This is a genomic window from Actinomyces sp. (assembly GCF_030524025.1).
Lineage (GTDB): Bacteria > Actinomycetota > Actinomycetes > Actinomycetales > Actinomycetaceae > Actinomyces.
Genome location: NZ_JAUNHI010000005.1, coordinates 65,756 through 84,773, shown reverse-complemented (window position 1 = coordinate 84,773; position 19,018 = coordinate 65,756). Strand labels below are relative to the sequence as shown.

Here is a 19,018-nt window from a genome sequence, read left to right as displayed (position 1 = left end):
CGAGATCGGGACTTATGACACCTCGAGATCGGTAGATATGACACTCGAGGTGCCATATCTACCGATCTCGGCGAGGGGGCGGGTCCGGGTGAGTCACCGGACGAGGGCCGTGCGGGCGGCGTCGAGGTGCAGCGCGATCTCCTCGCCCACCACGCCGCGTGGCGCCCCCTGGTCCAACCGGGCGGTGACAACAACGCCGCCCATGTCGGCGTCGACGAACCGTTCGCCGCGGCGCGTGCGCACCGCGGTCACGCGGGCAAGTGGCGCTGCGGGACGCCCGCCGGGCTCGCAGGCGGTCAGGGCGCCGGGAGCCAGGGCCAGCAGCCTCCCCGCACCTGAACGGGTCCCGGCGCTCGCCCACGCCTCGCCCCAACCGAGCGCGAGCACCTCGTCGCGCCCCAGCAGGGGCCCGAAGCCGAGGAAGCGCGCCACATAGGCGCTGCGCGGGTCGGACCACAGGCCGTCGGGGGTGTCGAGACGCGCCAACCGGCCGGCCTCCATCACGCCGATCCTGTCGGCCACCGTCATCGCCTCGTCCTGGTCATGGGTGACGTAGAGGGCGGTCGTGCCCTGCTCGCGCAGGATGGCGCGCACGTCGACCGCGAGCTGCTCGCGCAGCGCCCGGTCCAGGGCGCTGAGGGGCTCGTCGAGCAGGAGCAGGCGGGGGCGGGGGGCCAGCGCCCTGGCCAGGGCCACCCGTTGGGCCTGCCCGCCCGACAAGGTCGTGATCGCGCGCCCTTCGAAGCCCGGCAGCCCGACCAGGCCGAGCATCCGTTCGACCATCGCCGCCCTGGCAGCGCGCGGCATCCCGGCCAGGCCGTAGGCGACATTGCCCCCGACATCCCGGAAGGGGAAGAGCTGACCATCTTGGAACATGAGGCCGAAGCCGCGCCGGTGTACCGGGACGCTCACGACGTCGCGCCCGGCCCAGCGCACCTGACCGGCGGCCACGTCCTCCAGGCCGGCGACGGCGCGCAGCAGGGAGGACTTGCCCGAGCCAGAGGCGCCCAGGAGGGCGACGACCTCGCCGTCGGCCACGTCGAGGTCGACCGCGTCGACGGCGGTCGTCCCGGGGTAGACGACGGTCAGCCCGCGCAGGCTCAGTCCCTCACTCATCGCTCCTCCTCATCCTCGGGGCCCGTCGGGCCGGGTCGAGCCCGGTGTCGTGCCGCCGGGCGGCGTCGGGTGCGGGGGCCGGCGGCCTCGTCGGACCCACCGCTGGTCGGCGTCGTCGGCCGGGACCGTCGGGGTGGGCCGCCGGACGGTTCCACGCGGTCTGCAGCCACTCGCAGGCCAGCATGATCCCCGCGGCCCCCAGGGCCAGGACGACGCCCGCGGCCAGTCCCATGCCCTGGTTCTGCGCCCCCGGGGAGCCGATGAGCCGGTAGACGACCACCGGCAGGGTCGGCGTCTGGGGGCGGGCCAGGAAGGACGTCGCCCCGAACTCCCCCAGGCTCGTGGCCAGGGCGAGGCCGGCGGCCAGCCCTCCGGCGCGCAGGAGGTGCGGCCCGTCGACGGTGGCCAGGACCCGGCCGGGCCCGGCGCCCAGGGCGGCGGCCACCTCCCGCTGCCGCGGGTCGATGGCGCGCAGGGCAGGCAGGAGGGTGCGCACGACCAGCGGCACCGCGACCACAGCCTGGGCCAGCGGCAGGATCCACCACGAGCGGGTCAGCGCCAGCGGGGGGCGTGTGAGGGTGATGAGGAAGCCGAAACCGACCGTCACCGCCGAGACGCCCAACGGGAGCATGAACACCGAGTCGACCAGTTCCAGACAGCGGGCGAGCAGCGGCGACCGCGGGGCGCGGGAGACGAGGAGGCTGACCGCCCCGCCGATCAGGAGCGCGATGGCGGCGGCGACCAGGGCCACGCGCAGGGAGTTGGCGGCCGCCTCCCAGACCGTGACGACAAGGGCGTTGCGCCCTCCGGTGGTCGACAGGTCGGTGTAGTTGGCGACCGTCCACCGCCCGGCGCGGCGCAGCGAGCGCGCCACGAGCATGGCCACCGGCCCGGCCAGCAGGATGAGGACGGTGGCCAGCGTCAGGGCGAGCGCCGGCAGGTCCCCTCGGCGCAGGGGCGTGGCGGGCACGTCGACCCGCAGCGCCAGCCGCACCTGGCCCGCGCGCCGGGCGCGCTCGGTGGTCCACAGGCCGACGGCGACGACGCCGAGCTGGACGAGGCTGAGGACGGCGGCCGCCCGCAGGTCGAGGTACTGGGCGGTCAGCGTGTAGATCTCGGTCTCGATGGTCCCGGCTCCCGTGCCGCCCAGGACGAGGACCACCCCGTAGGCGGTGGCGCAGAACAGGAAGGTCAGGGCCCCCGCCGAGGCGATGGCGGGGGTGAGGCTGGGCAGGGTGACGGTGAGGAAGGCCCGCCACGGGGAGGCCCCCAGGGCCCGGGCGGCCTCGACGGCGCGCGGGTCGAGGCGGGACCACATCGTGCCGACGGTGCGCACGACCAACCCGTAGTTGAAGAAGGCCAGGGCGGCCACGACCACGACCGTCGAACCGTCGAGGCTGAGCCCCAGGAACCTGCCGCCCAGGAGCCCGCCGGTCGTGACGAGTGCGTGGAAGGCCAGACCGACGACGACGCTGGGCAGGACGAAGGGCACGATGACCAGGCCCCGCAGCAGGTCGCGGCCCGGGAAGGCACGCCGGTAGAGGATGGCAGCCCCGGGAACGCCCAGGATGAGGCACACGGCGGTGCCCGCGGTGGCCTGAAGGAGGGTCTGACCGACGACGCGTCGGGTCCTCGGGCGGGTGAGGACCTCGACGGCGCCGGACAGGTCGAGGGCGCCGTCGGGGGCCAGGCCGCGCAGGACGAGGGTGGTGACCGGCCAGGCGAAGAGAACAGCGAGGAAGACGAGGGGCAGCCCGGCCGCCAGCGCCCAGCCGACCCGCTGGCCGGTCGAGGCGCGGGGCCCGGCGGGCCGGCGTCGAGCGGACCCGTGTCGAGCGGACCGGTGTCTGGCGGCACCGGAACCGTTGGGGCCACCGCCGGGGCGACCGCCGTCGTCGTCGGCACGCCCGCCGTCCCGGCGGCCGCCGTCGTCGGGGGCACTCACGCCCCGACGGCCTCGGACCAGGTCGCCAGCCAGGACTCTCGGTTGGTGGCGATCGCGGCGGCGTCAACGACGATCGGCTGCTGCGAGGGGGCGCCGAAGCGCTCGATGTCCTCGGGCACCGGCGCCTCGGGGTTGACGGGGTACATGTACATGTTCTCGGGGATAGCGGTCTGCACCTCGGTCGACAGCATCCACTCGACGAAGGCCCGGCCGCCCTCGGGGTTGGCGGCGCCCGCCAGGACGCCGGCGTACTCGACCTGCCGGGTGGCCGTGGAGTGCAGAGCGGCGGTGGTCGAGACCGTGCCGTCCTCGGTCAGGGTCGAGGCCGGGGAGGACGAGTAGGACACGACGACCGGGTAGGCGCCGCCCTCGCCGCCGGCCGTGAAATCGGTGTAGTAGGCATCCGACCAGCCCTCGTCGATCCGGGTGCCGTTAGCCACGAGGCCCTTCCAGTACTCGGCGAAGCCCGCCACCCCGAAGTGCCCGATCGTGGCCAGCAGGAAGGACATGCCGGTGGAGGAGGTGGTCGGGTTGATGGCCACGAAGAAGTTCGCGTACTCGGGTTTGAGCAGGTCCTCGAAGCTCGCGGGCGGGGTGAGGCCGGACACCGAGAACCAGGCGGTGTCGACATTGACGCACACCTCGCCGAAGTCGATGGGGGCCAGGGCCGGGGTGCCGTCGACGACGTACTGGTCGGCGCCCTCGGGCAGGGTGACCTCGGCCGAGCCGTCGATGACGCCCTCGGTGAGGACCCGTGAGGCGAAGGAGTTGTCGACGCCGAAGACGGCGTCACCCAAGGGGGCGTCCTTGGTCAGGACGAGCTTGTTGACGAGCTCGCCGCCGTCACCCGAGGCGACGATCGACAGCGTGAGGCCGGTGTCCTGCTCGAAGGCGGCGATGAGATCCTCCGGCAGGGTGAAGGAGTCGTGGGTGACGACGGTGACGGTGTCCTTCGAGCCGCCCGAGGAGCCGCAGGCGGCCAGCGCCAGTCCTGCGGCGGTGGCCCCCGCCCCGACCAGGAGGCTGCGGCGGCTGAGCGCCGGGAATGCCAGCGGCCGGCCGGGGCGCGTGCGCCGAGCCGTCGGCGGGCTGAGTGCCGGGAGCCGGAGGGCGGGCGGGCTCGTGCGGTGCGTGCCCGACGTCGTTGGACGGGAGTGTGCCGGGCTCCGCCCGGTCAGCGAGATGGTCATCATTCCTCCTGGTCAGCGGAGGGCCCGGGGCGCTCCCGGGGAGACTCGACTTCCTTCGCCGGTGCTAGCCGGATCAGGTTCGAGGGTCTGCGGTCTCCCGCACTCTCAGCGCGTGTCCCGGCCGCCGTGCGGCGCCCCGGGGTCTGCGCTCCCCTGTCGTGCGGGGCCAGTGTAGCCGGAGTGGGCCCGGCGCCCCCGGTCAAGTCCCTGCACTCTGGCGCCGTCGGCACTCCGGGCGCCACCGATCTCGGGGTGTCATATGTCCCGAACTCGAGGTGCCATATGTCCCGATCTCGGGATGTGGGGGCGGTGGTGCATGATCGTGCCGTACGCATGACGCTGCCCGGCCCCGACGGCCGGCCCCCTACAGAATCGGAGATGCCATGCCCACCAAGAACCTCGCCTGGACCGCCACCTCGGCGCTGACCATGGTCGCCGCCGGCTTCGTCGCCGACAAGATCGTCTCCACCGGGTGGAAGGCGGTCACCGGTAGGGCCACGCCCAAGGACCAGGACGAGCTGCTCACCGCCGGGATCGCGGAGGTCGTTGTCTTCGCCGTCGTCTCCGGCGCGCTCATCTCGCTGACCCGCGAGCTCGCGCTGCGCCAGGCCGCGACTTGGTACGACCGCAGTGCGCTGAGCGCCCGCTTCGGCGCGCGCGGGGCGATCAAGGCGTAGCCCGCGGCCGCGGGCCCGGCGTGCGTCTCGCGGTCCCGACCCGCACCCCACCCGGGCTCACCGCGCGCCCCGCCCGACGCCTCCCGAAGCCCCGCGACCACCAGCGCCGCCTCATCGGGCCACTCGTCTAGGCTGGCGCCATGAGCCCGCTCGCGATCGTGCACGCCGTCTGCGTCGTTATCGTCGTGCTCACCACTGTGGTGGGCGTTGCCGTCTTCGCGCGCGCCTGTTGCACGATCGTCAACCGCATGCGGGTGGGACGGCCGGCGCCCCAGCGGGTGCGCCCGGTGGCGCGCCGCGTGTGGCTGTCCCTGTCCTCGACCCTCAACCACTCCGCCTTCAAGAACCGGCCGTGGATCCGGGTCGCCCACTGGCTGGTCATGGTCAGCTTCCCGCTGCTGTTCCTCACCCTGGTCACCGGGTACGGCCAGGTGCTGGGCGATTCCTTCTTCGAGCTGCCGTGGCTGGGCCACCAGGCGTGGTGGGCCTGGATCGTCGAGATCATCGCCTGGACGAGCCTGGCCGGCATCCTGGGGCTGGTCGCCGTGCGCCGTCGCCTGACCCGCCGCGGCGCGGCGCAGCCCCCCTTCCCCCCGTCCGAGCCGGGACCCAGGAGCCCGCGCACGCCCCGCTTCTCCGGCTCGACCGCCTGGCAGGCGCACTTTGTCGAGGGCGTGGTGGCCGGTGTCGTCGCCTGCGTCCTGGCGCTGCGGATGCTGGAGCACGCCCAGCTGGCCGTCTCCGGGGACCCGGGGGCCCGCGCCCTGGCCGACTGGACGCACTTCCCGCTGACCGCCTGGACCGGTCCGCTCCTGGAGCCCCTGGGGGCCGAATCGCTGGCCATCGCCATCACGGTCGTAGCCACGGTCAAGGTCGTCATCTCGATGACCTGGTTCGTCGTCGTCGGCCTCCAGCCCTCCATGGGCGTGGCCTGGCACCGCTTCCTGGCCTTCGTCACCATCTACGCGCGCCGCGAGACCGACGGCTCCAAGGCGCTGGGCCCCCTCCAGCCCCTCGTCTTCGACGGGCCCGAGGGGCCAACGACACTGTCTGCCCAAAGCCTCGATGACCTGGAGGCGGCGATGGAGTCCGCCGAGGAGGACGGCACCGAGCTGCGTCTGGGGGTCAGCCGGATCGAGGACTTCACGTGGAAGGGCCTGCTCGACTTCTCCACCTGCACCGAGTGCGGGCGCTGCCAGGACCTGTGCCCGGCGTGGAACACCGGCAAGCCGCTGAGCCCCAAGCTCCTCGTCATGGCGCTGCGCGACCACCACGCCGCGGCCGCCCCCTACCTGCGCGCCGCCCAGGCGCTGGGTGTCGAGCCCGAGGAGGTCACCGACGAGGAGCTCACCACCCGGCGTGCCGCCGGGCCCGTGGGCCGGCTCGTGGGGATGCGCGACGGGCTCGCCCTGGGCGCCTCGGCGGGGCAGGCCCCCGGTAGCGCGCACACCGCCGACGTCCTCGGCGCGCTCCTGGCGGCCCAGGCCGCCCCCTCGGATACCGGCGTCGCCACGCGTCCGGCGCCCCTGGCCGGGGAGGTCATTCCCCCCGAGGTCCTGTGGTCCTGCACGACCTGCGGGGCCTGCGTCGACCAGTGCCCCGTCGACATCGAGCACGTCGACCACCTCGTCGACATCCGCCGCGAGCAGGTCCTCATGGCCTCGGCCTTCCCCAAGGAGCTGGGCCAGATGTTCCGCAAGATGGAGTCCAAGGGCAATCCCTGGGGGCTGGCGCCGCGCAAGCGCATGGAGTGGGCCAAGGGCCTCGACATCGAGGTGCCGGTCGTCGGTGTCGACGTCGAGTCGGCCGAGGAGGTCGACTACCTGCTGTGGGTGGGCTGCGCCGGCGCCTATGAGGACCGGGCCAAGAAGACGACCCGGGCGGTGGCCGAGCTGCTGGACACCGCCGGGGTGAGCTTCGCGGTGCTCGGCGACGCCGAGACCTGCACCGGGGACCCGGCCCGGCGCGCCGGCAACGAGATCCTCTTCCAGACCCTGGCCGCCCAGAACATCGAGACCCTCGACGAGGCCGGGGTGCGGCGGATCGTCGTGACCTGCGCACACTGCTTCAACACCCTGGCCCGCGAGTACCCGCAGGTCGGCGGCCACTACGAGGTCCTCCACCACACCCAGCTGCTCAACACCCTCGTGCGCGAGGGCCGGCTGCGGCCCGTCGCGCCGCCGGCCGGGGCCGTCCCTTCGCCGCAGCCGACGGTGGGGGCGGCAGGCGCGGCGCCGACCGTCACCTACCACGACGCCTGCTACCTGGGGCGCCACAACCAGGTCTACACGGCCCCGCGCGAGCTGCTCGAGGCCACGGGCGCCACCGCCGTCGAGATGCCGCGCAGCCGCGAACGCGCCCTGTGCTGCGGCGGGGGTGGGGCGCGGGCCTTCATGGAGGAGTCGATCGGCACCCGCATCGCCGTCGAGCGCGCCCGTGAGGCGGTGGGCACCGGCGCACAGGTCGTGGCCACGGCCTGCCCCTTCTGCACGACCATGCTCTCCGACGGCGTGGCCGGCCAGGACAGCCAGGTGCGGGTCACCGACGTGGCCACCCTCATGCTCGAGGCGGTCAAGCGCGGGCAGGACTGAGGCGCCCGGCACAGCCCCCGGCGATGGCGGGGCGCGAGCGGGCCTGGGTGCCTGCGGCCCGCCACCGCCGGAGCGGGTCAGGCCGTGACCTTCTGGAGCACGAGATCATGCTCCGGGCAGGCATCCCGGTGCCGGCAGCGCAGATCACCTCCGCTCCCCGCGACACCGACCACGGCGAGGACTACCGTGGGCCGGTCACCCCATCCCGCTGTCGCAAGGAGCCCGCCGTGCCCGAGTCCGGCCTGCGCGTCTACGCCTCGCTGCTAGGCATGCCGCATGTCGCCCGTTCCGCCGTCTTCGGCGTCGTCGGGCAGTTCCCGCTGCCGCTGCTGGGGATGGGACTGCTTATCGGCATCCGCGACGGCTACGGCTCCTACACACTGGCCGGCACCGTCTCCGCCGTCATGGCCCTGACCTCCGCGGTGACCGGGCCGGTGGTGGGTCGGCTCATCGACGCACACGGGCAGCGGCGGGTCGGGCTACCGGTGGCGGCACTGTGGATCACCTCGATCATCCTCATGAGCGCGGCCCTGGCCTGGCGCCTGCCCCCGGGGGCCGTCATCGCCGCGGGCGTCCTGCTGGGAACCTCGGTGCCCTTCTCCTCGATGCTGCGAGCCCGCTGGCGCCACGTCCTGGCCGACCGCCCCGGTCAGCTCAACTCGGCGCTGTCACTGACCTCCATTCTGGAGGAGATGATGTGGGTCATCGGCAACCCCCTGGCGACGATCCTGGCCACGAGCGTGGCGATGCTCGCGCCCCTGGCCGCGGCCGCGGCGGCAATCGTCCTGGCCATCATCGGGTTCCTCCTCGACTCCAGCATCGAGCCTGCGGCATCCGGCCGCACGCGCCGACGGCGCCGGCTGACCGGCCAGGTCACAGGGGCGCCGGTGCGGATGTTCACCGTCGGCTACGTCTCCCTGCTGGCGATCACCGTCGCCTACGGGGCCCTCATCGCCGCCACGAACGTGTCCGTCGTCGCCCTGGCCACCGAGCTGGGCCGGTCGGGCACAGCGGGCTTGGTCATCGCCTGCTTCTCCGGGGCCTCGATGCTCGGCGCCTTGGGCTACGGGGCGCGGGCCTGGAGATCACCGCTGTGGGTGCGCTTCTACGTGGGCATGGTTGTCGTCATGGCCGGTTCCTCGGCGCTGCTGTGGGTCGACTCCCTCGAGCAGGCAGCGGTGGTCCTGGCCGTGGCCGGCCTGGCGCAGGCACCGACAGTGGTCAACGTCAACCAGCTCCTCATCCTCATGACTCCCGCCTCCCGCTTCACCGAGGCCATGGCGCTGCTCGGAGCCATGTTCGTGATCGGGATGGCGGTCTCCAACCTGGTGACGGGAAGGATGGTCGACCTCATGGGCTCCCAGGGCGGCTTCCTCAGCCTCGTGGTCTTCGCCTCGACGGCACTGGCCATCGGGTTGGGGTCGGCCCGCCCGATCCGCGCCGCGACGGCCCGCATGATCCCCGACGTCGACGACCTGCTCGAGATCGACGGTTCCCGGGGCGAGCCCGCCTGAGCAGTCGTCCCCGCCCGCGGCGGCGCCGCTGGGGCCGCGTTCGTACCTTCGGTGGCGAGACCTCACCCTGCGCCCCCGCACCCCCACCGCCTTCGTACCTTCGGTCCTGCGACCGCACCTTGAAAGTGCGAACACAGCGCACAAGGTACGAACCGGACAACGACGCGGGACTTGACCGGACCGCCACCCGGCGGCCGCCGCTGCGTGTCGCCGCCGGTGCGTAGGCTCGCACCATGGATTTCCAGGACTCGCCGTCGCTCTTTGAGGCGGCTGCTGGGGCGCCGGTCGACGATCCGACGCGTCCCCTGGCGGATCGGCTCCGCCCGCAGCGGCTGGAGGACGTCGTCGGCCAGGGCCACCTGCTCGCCCCGGACGCGCCGCTGGGCCGCATGATCGACGCCGGTCGGCTGTTCTCGATCATCCTGTGGGGCCCGCCGGGTTGCGGCAAGACGACCATCGCACGCCTGCTGGCGGCGCGCACCGGAATGGACTTCGAGTCGGTGTCGGCGACCTTCTCAGGCGTGGCCGAACTCCGCAAGGTCTTCGCCGCCGCCGCCCGTGGACGCGAGATCGGCCGGGGCACGCTCCTGTTCGTCGACGAGATCCACCGCTTCAACCGCGCCCAGCAGGACTCCTTCCTGCCTTATGTCGAGGACGGCACGGTCGTGCTCGTCGGCGCCACAACGGAGAACCCCAGCTTCGAGCTCAACGGGGCGCTGCTGTCCCGCTGCCAGGTCATGGTCCTTCACCGCCTGGACGAGGCGGCCTTGGGCGAGCTGATGGACCGGGCTGAGGCTCTCGTCGGGCACCGGCTGCCCCTGACCGGCCCCGCTCGCTCGCGGCTCATCGACATGGCCGACGGCGACGGCCGCTACCTGCTGGGCATGGTCGAGCAGGTCCTGTCCTACGCCGCCGACGGGGAGCGGCCGCGCCCCGGTCTCATCGACGTTGAGGACCTGGTGGCTGTCGTCACGTCGCGAGCCCCGCTGTACGACAAGTCCGGGGAGGAGCACTACAACCTCATCTCGGCGCTCCACAAGTCACTGCGGGGCAGCGACCCGGACGCGGCGCTGTACTGGCTGGCCCGCATGCTCGAGGGCGGGGAGGACCCGCTGTATGTGGCCCGGCGGGTGGTGCGCTTCGCCAGCGAGGATGTCGGGATGGCCGACCCCGGCGCGTTGCAGATCACGCTGGCCGCCTGGGAGGCCTACGAGCGGCTCGGCTCCCCCGAGGGCGAGCTCGCCATCGCGCAGGCGGTCGTCCACCTCGCCACGGCACCGAAGTCGGTGGCTCTGTACCGGGCGCTGAGCCGGGCCAGGGCGGCCGCCGCTCGCACGGGTTCGCTCGCCCCGCCGGCGCATATCCTCAACGCCCCGACCCGCCTCATGAAGGAGCTCGGCTATGGCCGGGGCTACCAGTATGACCCGGATGCCGCCGACGGCTTCTCCGGGGCGGACTACTTTCCGCAGGGCTACCCGCCGCCCGGTCAGCGCGAGCGCTTCTATGAGCCGACCACCCATGGCCACGAGCGGCGCATCTCCGAGCGCCTCGCCCACTGGGAGTCCCTGCGCCGGGCCCGGGCAGCGGACTCAGGGGGGACGCACCAGGCGGACTCACCTTCTGCCGAGGTCTGAGGCGCACAGTTGGGGGACGGCTTTACCCGCCCCCCAACGCGTTCGTACCTTGCGTGCCGTGACCACACCCCGAGAGTGCGAACACGGCGCAGAAGATACGAACCAGAGGACGGCAGGACCGGACGAGACCGGCCCGCGCAGCGCCGTCAGAAGACGATGTCGTCGGCGATGCCCGGCCCCATCTGCTGGGCGAAGACCGCGGCGAACTCCTTCTGCTTGGCCTGCTGGAGGGTGATGAGCTGGCTGGCGTTGCGCAGGTCCTGCATCCACTGCACGCCCGCGCCGGCCACCTGGGTGCTCGTCACCTGGTAGTTGGACTCCAGATAGCCGCTGGGGTCGACACCGGCCTCCTGCGCCGCCGCCATGACCGCGGCGCACTCGACGTAGAAGTCCCGGTCGGTCTTGAGCCGTGAGGCCTGCGACCCGGCGGCCGGGTCCCCGCCCGCCGCGGCCGCCGCGCCCGTGGGGTCGGCGTAGAAGGTGGCCAGGGACTCGTTCATCGTCATGTGGATGGACAGGACCCGTTCGATCGCCTCGAAGGCGAGGTCCTCGGAAGGGCCTGCCTGGAGGCGCGCCCCGATGTACTCCTGCACGAGGGAGACCATCGCCTCGAGCGTCGAGTAGACGTCGGAGTTGGCCATGACAAGGGTGCGCGCCCCCCGGAAGTCGCCGAGCTGGGCCTGGGCGGTGTTGGCCGCCTCGATGTTCTGCTTCCACTGGGTGACGGCGGCGTTGGCCCCCGCCACGTCCCCCGCATCGACGGCGGAGACCGGGGCGATGTGGCCGTCGCGCACCGGCGCCCAGATGTTGTACCAGGTGTCGGCGTACTGGAAGGCGGCGGGGTCGAGCCCGGCCGGGGGCTGGGGACGGCGGATGTCGCGGGCGTCCTCGTCGAAGAGCTCCAGCTCGTAGGAGTAAGGGAAGGCGTGGTGGATCCAGTCGACCTCCTCCACGCCGCGCACGGCGTTGCTCATCCGGCGCGCCGCCCCGCCCAGCCCGCGGGCGGCCGAGGCCAGGCCGCGGCCGGAGACGCGGACCTCGACGCCGACCTCGCCCTCGCCGGCCTCCTCGCTGAACTCGACCTCTGTCGAGCCGGCGACCTGGGAGGCGGCGTCGGTGGCCTTCTTGAACATCTTTCCGAACATGGGTTGCCCTCTCAAGTTGTCCTTTCAATGGGTTGTGTTGGGTGGAACGGTCTGCGCGGACGGCAGCCCGAGTCAGTGAATGACGATCGGCTTGCCGTACTCGTCGGCGAGGTCGTTGAGGGTGGCAGCGTGCTCCAAGTAGGGCCGGATGAGCGCCTCGGTGTAGGTGTCGTTGGCCACCGCGGCGGCGACCTCGCAGCCGGGGCGGGCGAAGGCGGGCACCATGCCGCGCACGAGGTCGGCCGCCCGCGGCTGACCCTGGGCGCGCAGCTGGCCGATCGCCCCGGCCAGCTCGGCCAGCGCCCCGTAGTAGGCCAGGCGCACCTGCTGGAAGTCCCACGGCACGTTGTTGGGGTAGAACTTGAGGTTGACGGAGTCGTCCGGGTGGTCCTTGTGCTCGCTGAGGGCGTCGAGGGTCGCGGCGAACTTCTTGGCGGCGACCATCGGCACGAGGGCCTCGAGCTCGGCCTGCTCGACGGCCTTGGAGCGGGCGAGGTTGGCCAGCCACTCCGGGAAGAGGACCTGGGGGTCCTCGAAGCCGACCTCGTAGGCCTGCTGGTAGGGGCGGGCCTTGGCCTCGGCGATCGACTCGGCGGCGATGACAGCGCTCTGCATCGTCTCGGAGGGGGTGAAGGTCACCTGGGTGCCACAGCCCTGGCAGGGCAGGTAGACCGAGACCGTGTAGAGCTCGGGGACCGGCACGGGCGCCGAGCACTGGGGGCAGGTGAAGCGGCTGGCCAGGGACTTCCACTCGGCGACGGCGGCGTCCCAAGTGGCCTGGGCGTCGTCGTCGGCTAGATCGTCGAAGACGTGCTCGGCCCGCCAGGTCATCTTCTCCGCCCAGGCCTCCATCCGCTCTTCCAGGGCGGCGTACCCCTGCTCGACGTCGTCGTCCTCCATGTCCTCGAACCTGGCGAAGTGCTCCTCGAAGGCCGCCTCCGCCTTGGCGACCAGGGTCATCAGCTGGGCGGTGATGCCCGAGTGGAAAGCGGCGAAGGACCGGCGGAACTCCTCGGGGTCCGAGCGCTTCATGTCGCGGGCGGTGGCCAGGGCCTCGGCGCCGACATCCTGGCCGCGCTGCTCGAGCTTGCCCAGGAAGACGTCCATGCGGGCGCGCAGGGCTTCGAACTGGTTGAAGGTGTTGCTCATGGGTGGGTTCTCCTCCCGGCCCTGTGGTGCGGGGCCACTGGAATCAGTGGTGTGGGGTTGGACGCTCAGGGCTCGCGCCGGGCGGTCGGACCGGCCAGGGGCGCGATGAAGACGTAGCCGCAGTACCGGCACTCGGCCACGCCGTGAGCCTCCGACCGTCCGGCACCGCAGCCGGGGCAGACCTTGGTCTCCGTGCTCACCTCGGTGTCGCGGGCGTGCTCGATGTACTCGTTGACCTCGTCGGGCAGGGTCACCAAGGCGATCGTGAACTGGGTGACGCTCACCCCCAGGTCCTCGAAGTATGGGGCGACTGCGGGCGCCAGGCGGGCGTTGACCGCCGAGAGGTTGGCTGAGACATCCATGACCGACAAGCCCTGGGTGGCGAGGATCTCACCGAACTTCGCGGCGATGAAGTCGCGCAGCTGGACCTCGAGGTCACGGATGGTGAGCACCGGGTAGGCGCCGGCAGGTGGATGCCCGAGGCCTGGCCGCGGGACAGGACCAGCGCCGCCTGGTTCTCGCGCACGACGAGCTGGGCACCGTTCTTGATGCGGCCGTCCGGGTCGGGGTAGCGCCACAGGACGAGCTGGGGGTCGGGGTCGAGGCACTCGACGATCTCGATCCAGGGCAGAGCCACGGGCAGTCTCCTTACGTGTCCTGATCGGGACGCCGCACACCTGTTGTGCATCGCCGTCGGGAACGTGCTGTCACATCGCCTGGGAGCGGCACCGGAGTAAACATAACGGAGACGTATATCCCTGGACGACTCGAACGGGCAGTTCAACACGGGGAGCGCTCCCCATGGCCTCCCCATGCGGGCTCCGTGGCGCGAGGTACGGCCGCCGCCGGCCCACTGCCGGGCGGCGGCCACGCACGGGCGGGGTCACTCCCGCCGCCGGGCGGCCAGGGCCAGCGCCGCCCAGCACACGAGCCCCGACACCAACGCCCCCGCCAGGATCGGCGCGATCCCGGCGACGTCGAGGCCACCGGCGGTGCTGATCGCGATCGACCCCAGGCTCAGGGCGCGGGTGACAAGCGCCGCGGGCCACACCGTCGAGGCGGGGTTGGCGGTGGCCACGAGCATGAAGGCGACGACGACCTGCCCCAGGCACACCGCCACCGGACCGGCGAAGGAGCGCATGCGCATCGACAGGAGCGACTGCACCCCGATGAGGGGCAGGCAGGCCAGGACGAAGACGGCCCCCTGGGCGAGGAGCTCGAGCGGCATCCGCCACCCCAGTCCGAGCACCATCCCGGCTATCCAGGTCATGGCCAGCAGCACGAGCTCCATGACGATGACCGGTGCCAGGACGGCTGCCGCCTTGGCCAGCACGATGGCGACGGTCGAGTGGGGCGTCGTGCGCATCATGTTCCACGAGGTCCCCCGGTGCTCGACCCGCCAGGTCGCGGACACGAGCAGGGCCACCGCCATGGGGGCGAAGATGAGGCTGTAGAACACCGTGACCTGGGAGGCCAGCGACTCCCAGCCCCAGGAGAGCACCCCCTGGTTGCCCCAGTAGTTGACCGCGCCCGCGATGACGGTGAGCAGGGGGATGACGACGGCGACCACCGGCACGGCGCTGCGCCGCAGCTTGCTCACCTCGACCCCGACCAGGGCCGGGCCACGGCCGGAAGGGCGCCTGCCGGGGCGCGCCTGGGCACGGGCGCCCGAGGCCCGCAGCACGGAGTCGTGGCCCTGCCCGGCCCGCCCGGCGCCACGACGACGGCGCTCCGGTCCGCCGTTGGCTCGCGAGATCCCCAGGGCGATCCCGCGCTCCTCGATGCGGTCCAAACGTGCGGTGACCACCGTGAACAGGCTGACGGCGGCCAGGACGAGCATGCCGAAGAACGGCCAGCCGGGCGTGACTAGGACGATCTGGTTGTCGTGCATGGCGATGGGCGAGATGACCGCGTAGTACCCCCAGGGCAGGAGCCGGGCGAGCCAGGCCGGCGCCAGGAGCAGGTAGACGGCGACGAAGGAGCCCAGCAGGCCCGCCGCCATCGAGACGAGCTGGTTGGGGACGACCGCGGACAGCCAGGCGTGGCCCGCGACCATGATCATCTGGAGCACCGCGAAGGACACGGTCCACGACACCCAGGCACCGACCGGGACGGGTGCCGCGATCCCCACCGCGGTGCCCACTGCGATAAGGGCGAGGCTCTGGATGACGATCGCCGGCACGATGAGCAGGGCCAGGGCGGCGACTTTGGCACGCAGGAGCCTGCCGGGGGTCAGTCCCACCCCCGCGGCCAGGTTCCACCCGGACCCGGAGTGCTCGATGTCAGTGAGGTGGCCCGCCATGATGGCGGCGCTCAGGGGGCCGGTCAGCGCCCCGGCCATCATCGTGCACGACAGGAGGAGGGCGGCCCACAGGTCGGAGTCCGGATCGGCCCATGAGGCACGGGCGGAGGCCGAGAACAGTGCGCTCGCCGCCAGAACCGTCGTCGTCGCGGTGACGGCGAGGAGGATGGGCACGACGCGCAGCCGCCGCATCTTGGCCAGCTCTAACCCAATGGCCTGACGCATGGGGAAGCGCGCTAGCGGCGGCTGCTCCCCCTGGACGATCTGAGCGATCTGCGGCGGCTGCTCCACCGGCGCAGGCCGCGCCCCCGCCGCCTCACTCGAGGCGTCTGGCGCCACGGGGGTCCAGGGCTCGGAGGCGGCCTGGTGAGGACTGCTCATCACAGCGCACCTCCTCGGCCGGTGAGGTCCATGAAGACCTCCTCGAGGCTGCGCGGCTCGCGGCGCAACTCGTGGACGGGGACGCCGGCATAGGCCAGGCGGCGGACCAGCTCGGCTGCGGCGTCGACCCCCAGGCCGGGGACCCTCAGCCCGTCGGCGCACGCCGTGACGGGCCCGGCCCCCAGGCCGGCCAGGAGGTCGGGGGTGATCGCCGAGGCATCCGGCGTGACGAGGACGAGGTCGGGCACGGAGCGCTCCATGAGGGCGGCGCGGGTGCCCTGGAAGACGAGTCGTCCGGCGGACAGCACCCCCAGGACCGAGGCCATCCGGTCGACCTCATCGAGCAGGTGGCTGGAGATCATGACGCTCACGCCTTGGCCGGCGAGGGCGACCAGAAGGCTGCGGATCTCCTCGATCCCCGCGGGGTCCAGACCGTTGGTGGGCTCGTCGAGGACGAGCAGGCGCGGCTCGCGGGCCAGGGCGATGGCTACGCCCAGGCGCTGCTTCATGCCCAGGGAGTAGGTGCGCACAAGCCGATCGCGGTGCTCGGTCAAGCGCACGAGTCCGAGCGCCCGGTCGATCTGGGCATCGCTCAGCCCCAGCATCCTCTGGACAATCCTCATGTTCTGCATGCCGGTGAGGTGGCCGTAACCGGGGGGATTCTCGATAAGGGAGCCGGTCATCGCCATGAGCCCCGAGCGGGTGGCGGGGGTCAGTGGCCGGCCCATGACGGCGATCGAGCCACGGGTGGGGGACAGCAGCCCGAGGATCATCTTCATGGTCGTCGACTTGCCCGAGCCGTTGGGGCCCAGGAAGCCGTAGACGGTGCCGCGCGGGACCGCCAGGTTCAGGGAGTCGACGACGGTGCGCCCACCGTGCCGGTCGGCGAAAGTCTTCGTCAGGTCGTGGGTGGCCACCGCCAGGTCGAGGGTTGTCCGGTCGGAGCCCGCGGGGCCGGGCTCCGACCGCCATGCGCTCGCATCGGTAGGAGGACTCGCCGGGCTCATGGCCGGCAGTGCTGAGGTGCTCATGGCCCCAGGCTCCTGGGCACCGTCGGCGCGGCTCATCGAACCCGGGTCTGGACCTGACCCGAGATGCCGCCTGCGGGCGTCATACCCGGGTATGACGCCCGCAGGCGCTCCCCGCCCCTACGGTGGCGCCATGCGCTCCCTCCCCCTGCCGGCGGTGCCCGACGTCATCGCCGCCGCCCTCATCTCCGTGGGGGCCTGGCTGTCCGCGCCCCAGGCCGCCGCCTGGCTGCCCGCCTCGACCGTGACCCCCGTGTGGGCGGCACTCATCGTCGTCGCCGCGCTGGCCGTGCTCGCCCGCTCACGGGCGCCCCTGACTGTCGTCGTCGTCCTCGGCCTGGTCCTGGCCGTCCACCTCGCCGCCTTCGCCCAGCCCAGCGTCATGATGCTGGTCCTGGCGGCCCTGGCGGCGTGGACGACCCAGTCCCGCCTGTCCTCGCCCTGGCGGTGGCTGGTCCTGGCGGCCCTCTACCTCGGGGCCCTCCCCGCGATCGCCCGCGTGCTGCCGTGGATAAGCGTTGAGGCCCGCACCCCGCTGCAGGGCTTCATCATCCTAGTCACCGCCTGGAGCATCCTGACAACGGCCGCCCTGGCCGGAGCCGCCCGGCGCCGGGCGCGCGAGCGGGTCGAGCAGGCGATCGAGCGCGCCGAGATGCTCCAGGCGCAGCAGGACACCGAGCGGCGCCTGGCCGTCTCCCGCGAGCGCACCCGGATCGCACGAGACGTCCACGACCTGCTCGGGCACTCCCTGGCGGTCATCGGGATGCAGGCCGCCGGGGCCCAGGCGGTGCTGCGCACCGACCCGGACGCGGCGCAGGAGGCCCTGGCCGTCATCGGCGGCACGGCCCGCCGCAGCGTCGAGGAGGTCCGGGCGCTCATCGACGTCCTGCGCGAGGACGCCCCCGGGGAGGACGGACACCTCGGGGCCGCACCCGGGACCGAGCCGGTCCCCCAGGCCCGGCACACCCGGCAGGGCGTGGGGCCGACGACGGCGGACGCCCCGGTCCAGAGCCTCGCCGCCCAGCAGGTCCCGGCGGGGACCGCGGCTCCGGCGCGCCCGGGGCTCGACGAGCTGCCCGCCCTCGTGTCGACCTTCCGTGACGCCGGGATGGAGGTCGGCCTCGGTCTCGAGGTGAGCGCGGCGGCGCCCGAGGAGGCGGGCCGGGTCCTCCACGAGGTCGTGCGCGAGGCCCTGACCAACGTGGCCCGCCACGCCCCGGGCAGTCCCGCCCGCGTCGAGGCCCGGGCGACCAGCACCCGCCTTGAGGTGGAGGTGAGCAACGGGGCCCCGGCCGCCGACAGCGCCGCCCCCGCAGCCACCGCGCCGGTGGTCACCGCGCCGGGCCGAATCGCTTCCGCCACCGCGGCACACGCGGCGCCCGCCGGTGCCGTCCCACCCCAGCCCCGGCGCGGCTACGGGTTGGAGTCGATGAGCGGACGGGTCAAGGCCATCGGCGGGTGCCTCATCGCGGGCCCTCGGGAGGGCGGGTCCGGCTGGCGGGTCCTGGCCGCGGTCCCGGCGGGGGCGGGGTCATGATCCGGGTGGGGATGGCCGATGACGAGCCTCTGTTCAGCGCGGGGCTCGCCATGCTGCTGGGCGCCCAGGAGGGCATCGAGGTCGTGTGGCGGGCCGCCGACGGCGCGCAGGCCGTGCGCCTCAACGCCTCGGATCCCGTCGACGTCCTGCTCCTGGACGTGCAGATGCCGGGCATGGACGGTCTGAGCGCCACCCGGGCGCTGATCGAGGCGGGGGCGCGCGGACGCATCGTCATCCTGACGACCTTCGACACCGACGGCTACGTCCTGGGGGCCATCGAGGCCGGAGCCTGCGGGTTCCTCCTCAAGTCGACGCCCCCCGACGAGCTCGTCGCCGCCATCCGCACCGTGCACCGGGGGGACTCGGTGGTCTCCCCCGGGCCGACCCGCCGGCTCGTAGCCGCGCTGCACTCCGCCGCGCTCGACGGGCGGGCCACCGCCTCCGGCCACGGCCCGCCGGGCTCGCGGAGCGGGACGGCGGGGCCGGGGCCCAGAACCGAGGAGGGCGCCCGCCGTCCCGCAGTGGCGGGGCCGGGCAGCTGGGCAGAGGAGACCGGCGCGACTGGCCTGGCCGAGGTGACCGAGCGGGAGCACGAGGTGCTCGTGCTCATCGCCAAGGGCCTGACCAACCAGGAGATCTGCGACCGCCTGTGGCTGTCGATGCCGACGGTCAAGACCCACGTGTCCCACCTGCTGGCCAAGACCGGTTCACGCGACCGGGTCCAGCTGGTCCTCCTGGCGCTGCGCACCGGCGTCGTCGCTTTGGAGGACCTGCTCGCCGACGCCCGCTGAGGCGGCGCCGCCCGGGCC

The 19,018-nt window shown here is 72.9% G+C and carries 14 protein-coding genes, 1 pseudogene and 1 riboswitch; of the genes and pseudogenes, 6 read left to right on the top strand and 9 right to left on the bottom strand.

Annotated features, from left to right (window positions below; all coding sequences use genetic code 11):
* Positions 1-93: 93 nt before the first annotated feature.
* Genes Q4C85_RS03840 through Q4C85_RS03830 form a run of 3 tightly spaced genes read right to left on the bottom strand, consistent with a single transcriptional unit; the run spans position 94 to position 4,251 of the window.
* On the bottom strand, positions 94-1,116 hold the full coding sequence (locus Q4C85_RS03840; RefSeq protein WP_303139738.1) for an ABC transporter ATP-binding protein: 1,023 nt from the start codon (positions 1,114-1,116) through the stop codon (positions 94-96).
* The gene (locus Q4C85_RS03835) at positions 1,109-3,061 is read right to left on the bottom strand and encodes an iron ABC transporter permease (RefSeq protein ID WP_303139737.1); all 1,953 of its coding nucleotides are present in this window, start codon (positions 3,059-3,061) and stop codon (positions 1,109-1,111) included. The genes Q4C85_RS03840 and Q4C85_RS03835 overlap by 8 nt, the downstream gene beginning before the upstream one ends.
* Positions 3,058-4,251 carry a thiamine ABC transporter substrate-binding protein gene (locus tag Q4C85_RS03830; protein ID WP_303139735.1) on the bottom strand — a complete coding sequence of 398 codons (1,194 nt, stop codon included), beginning with the start codon at positions 4,249-4,251 and terminating at the stop codon, positions 3,058-3,060. Before Q4C85_RS03830 ends, Q4C85_RS03835 begins: the two co-directional genes overlap by 4 nt.
* Positions 4,252-4,284: 33 nt before the next feature.
* Positions 4,285-4,416: riboswitch (TPP riboswitch) on the bottom strand.
* A 218-nt stretch (positions 4,417-4,634) separates the two neighbouring features.
* Here Q4C85_RS03830 and Q4C85_RS03825 point away from each other — a divergent pair.
* From Q4C85_RS03825 to Q4C85_RS03810, 4 genes are all read left to right on the top strand, one after another.
* The gene (locus Q4C85_RS03825) at positions 4,635-4,928 is read left to right on the top strand and encodes a DUF4235 domain-containing protein (RefSeq protein ID WP_303139732.1); all 294 of its coding nucleotides are present in this window, start codon (positions 4,635-4,637) and stop codon (positions 4,926-4,928) included.
* 140 nt (positions 4,929-5,068) lie between these two features.
* Complete coding sequence (locus tag Q4C85_RS03820; RefSeq protein ID WP_303139729.1) at positions 5,069-7,519, top strand: (Fe-S)-binding protein; 2,451 nt, start codon at positions 5,069-5,071, stop codon at positions 7,517-7,519.
* Between the two features lie 107 nt (positions 7,520-7,626).
* Positions 7,627-9,033: an MFS transporter gene (locus Q4C85_RS03815; RefSeq protein ID WP_303139727.1), complete on the top strand. Its 1,407-nt coding sequence runs from the start codon at positions 7,627-7,629 to the stop codon at positions 9,031-9,033.
* Between the two features lie 233 nt (positions 9,034-9,266).
* Positions 9,267-10,667 carry a replication-associated recombination protein A gene (locus tag Q4C85_RS03810; RefSeq protein WP_303139724.1) on the top strand — a complete coding sequence of 467 codons (1,401 nt, stop codon included), beginning with the start codon at positions 9,267-9,269 and terminating at the stop codon, positions 10,665-10,667.
* A gap of 146 nt (positions 10,668-10,813) precedes the next feature.
* On the opposite strand, the gene Q4C85_RS03805 is transcribed toward Q4C85_RS03810, so the two are convergent.
* The 6 genes and pseudogenes from Q4C85_RS03805 to Q4C85_RS03785 all read right to left on the bottom strand — a co-directional run bounded on the left by Q4C85_RS03805 (position 10,814) and on the right by Q4C85_RS03785 (position 16,675).
* On the bottom strand, positions 10,814-11,812 hold the full coding sequence (locus tag Q4C85_RS03805; protein WP_303139722.1) for a DUF6620 family protein: 999 nt from the start codon (positions 11,810-11,812) through the stop codon (positions 10,814-10,816).
* A 72-nt stretch (positions 11,813-11,884) separates the two neighbouring features.
* Positions 11,885-12,961: a hypothetical protein gene (locus Q4C85_RS03800; protein WP_303139720.1), complete on the bottom strand. Its 1,077-nt coding sequence runs from the start codon at positions 12,959-12,961 to the stop codon at positions 11,885-11,887.
* 65 nt (positions 12,962-13,026) lie between these two features.
* Positions 13,027-13,413, bottom strand: coding sequence for an SPFH domain-containing protein (locus Q4C85_RS03795; protein ID WP_303139717.1), 387 nt, complete (start codon positions 13,411-13,413; stop codon positions 13,027-13,029).
* 23 nt (positions 13,414-13,436) lie between these two features.
* Positions 13,437-13,649, bottom strand: a pseudogene (locus tag Q4C85_RS11735) (SPFH domain-containing protein); the annotation flags it as partial.
* A gap of 195 nt (positions 13,650-13,844) precedes the next feature.
* The gene (locus Q4C85_RS03790; protein ID WP_303139714.1) at positions 13,845-15,644 is read right to left on the bottom strand and encodes an ABC transporter permease; all 1,800 of its coding nucleotides are present in this window, start codon (positions 15,642-15,644) and stop codon (positions 13,845-13,847) included.
* Positions 15,644-16,675 (bottom strand): ABC transporter ATP-binding protein, encoded by a 1,032-nt coding sequence (locus tag Q4C85_RS03785; protein WP_303139711.1) that lies wholly within the window; start codon positions 16,673-16,675, stop codon positions 15,644-15,646. The genes Q4C85_RS03790 and Q4C85_RS03785 overlap by 1 nt, the downstream gene beginning before the upstream one ends.
* 130 nt (positions 16,676-16,805) lie before the next feature.
* On the opposite strand from Q4C85_RS03785, the gene Q4C85_RS03780 reads away from it, so the two are divergent.
* Positions 16,806-18,209, top strand: a complete 1,404-nt coding sequence (locus Q4C85_RS03780; RefSeq protein WP_303139707.1) for a sensor histidine kinase — start codon at positions 16,806-16,808, stop codon at positions 18,207-18,209.
* Positions 18,206-19,000, top strand: coding sequence for a response regulator transcription factor (locus Q4C85_RS03775; RefSeq protein WP_303139705.1), 795 nt, complete (start codon positions 18,206-18,208; stop codon positions 18,998-19,000). Before Q4C85_RS03780 ends, Q4C85_RS03775 begins: the two co-directional genes overlap by 4 nt.
* The last annotated feature ends 18 nt before the right edge of the window (positions 19,001-19,018 follow it).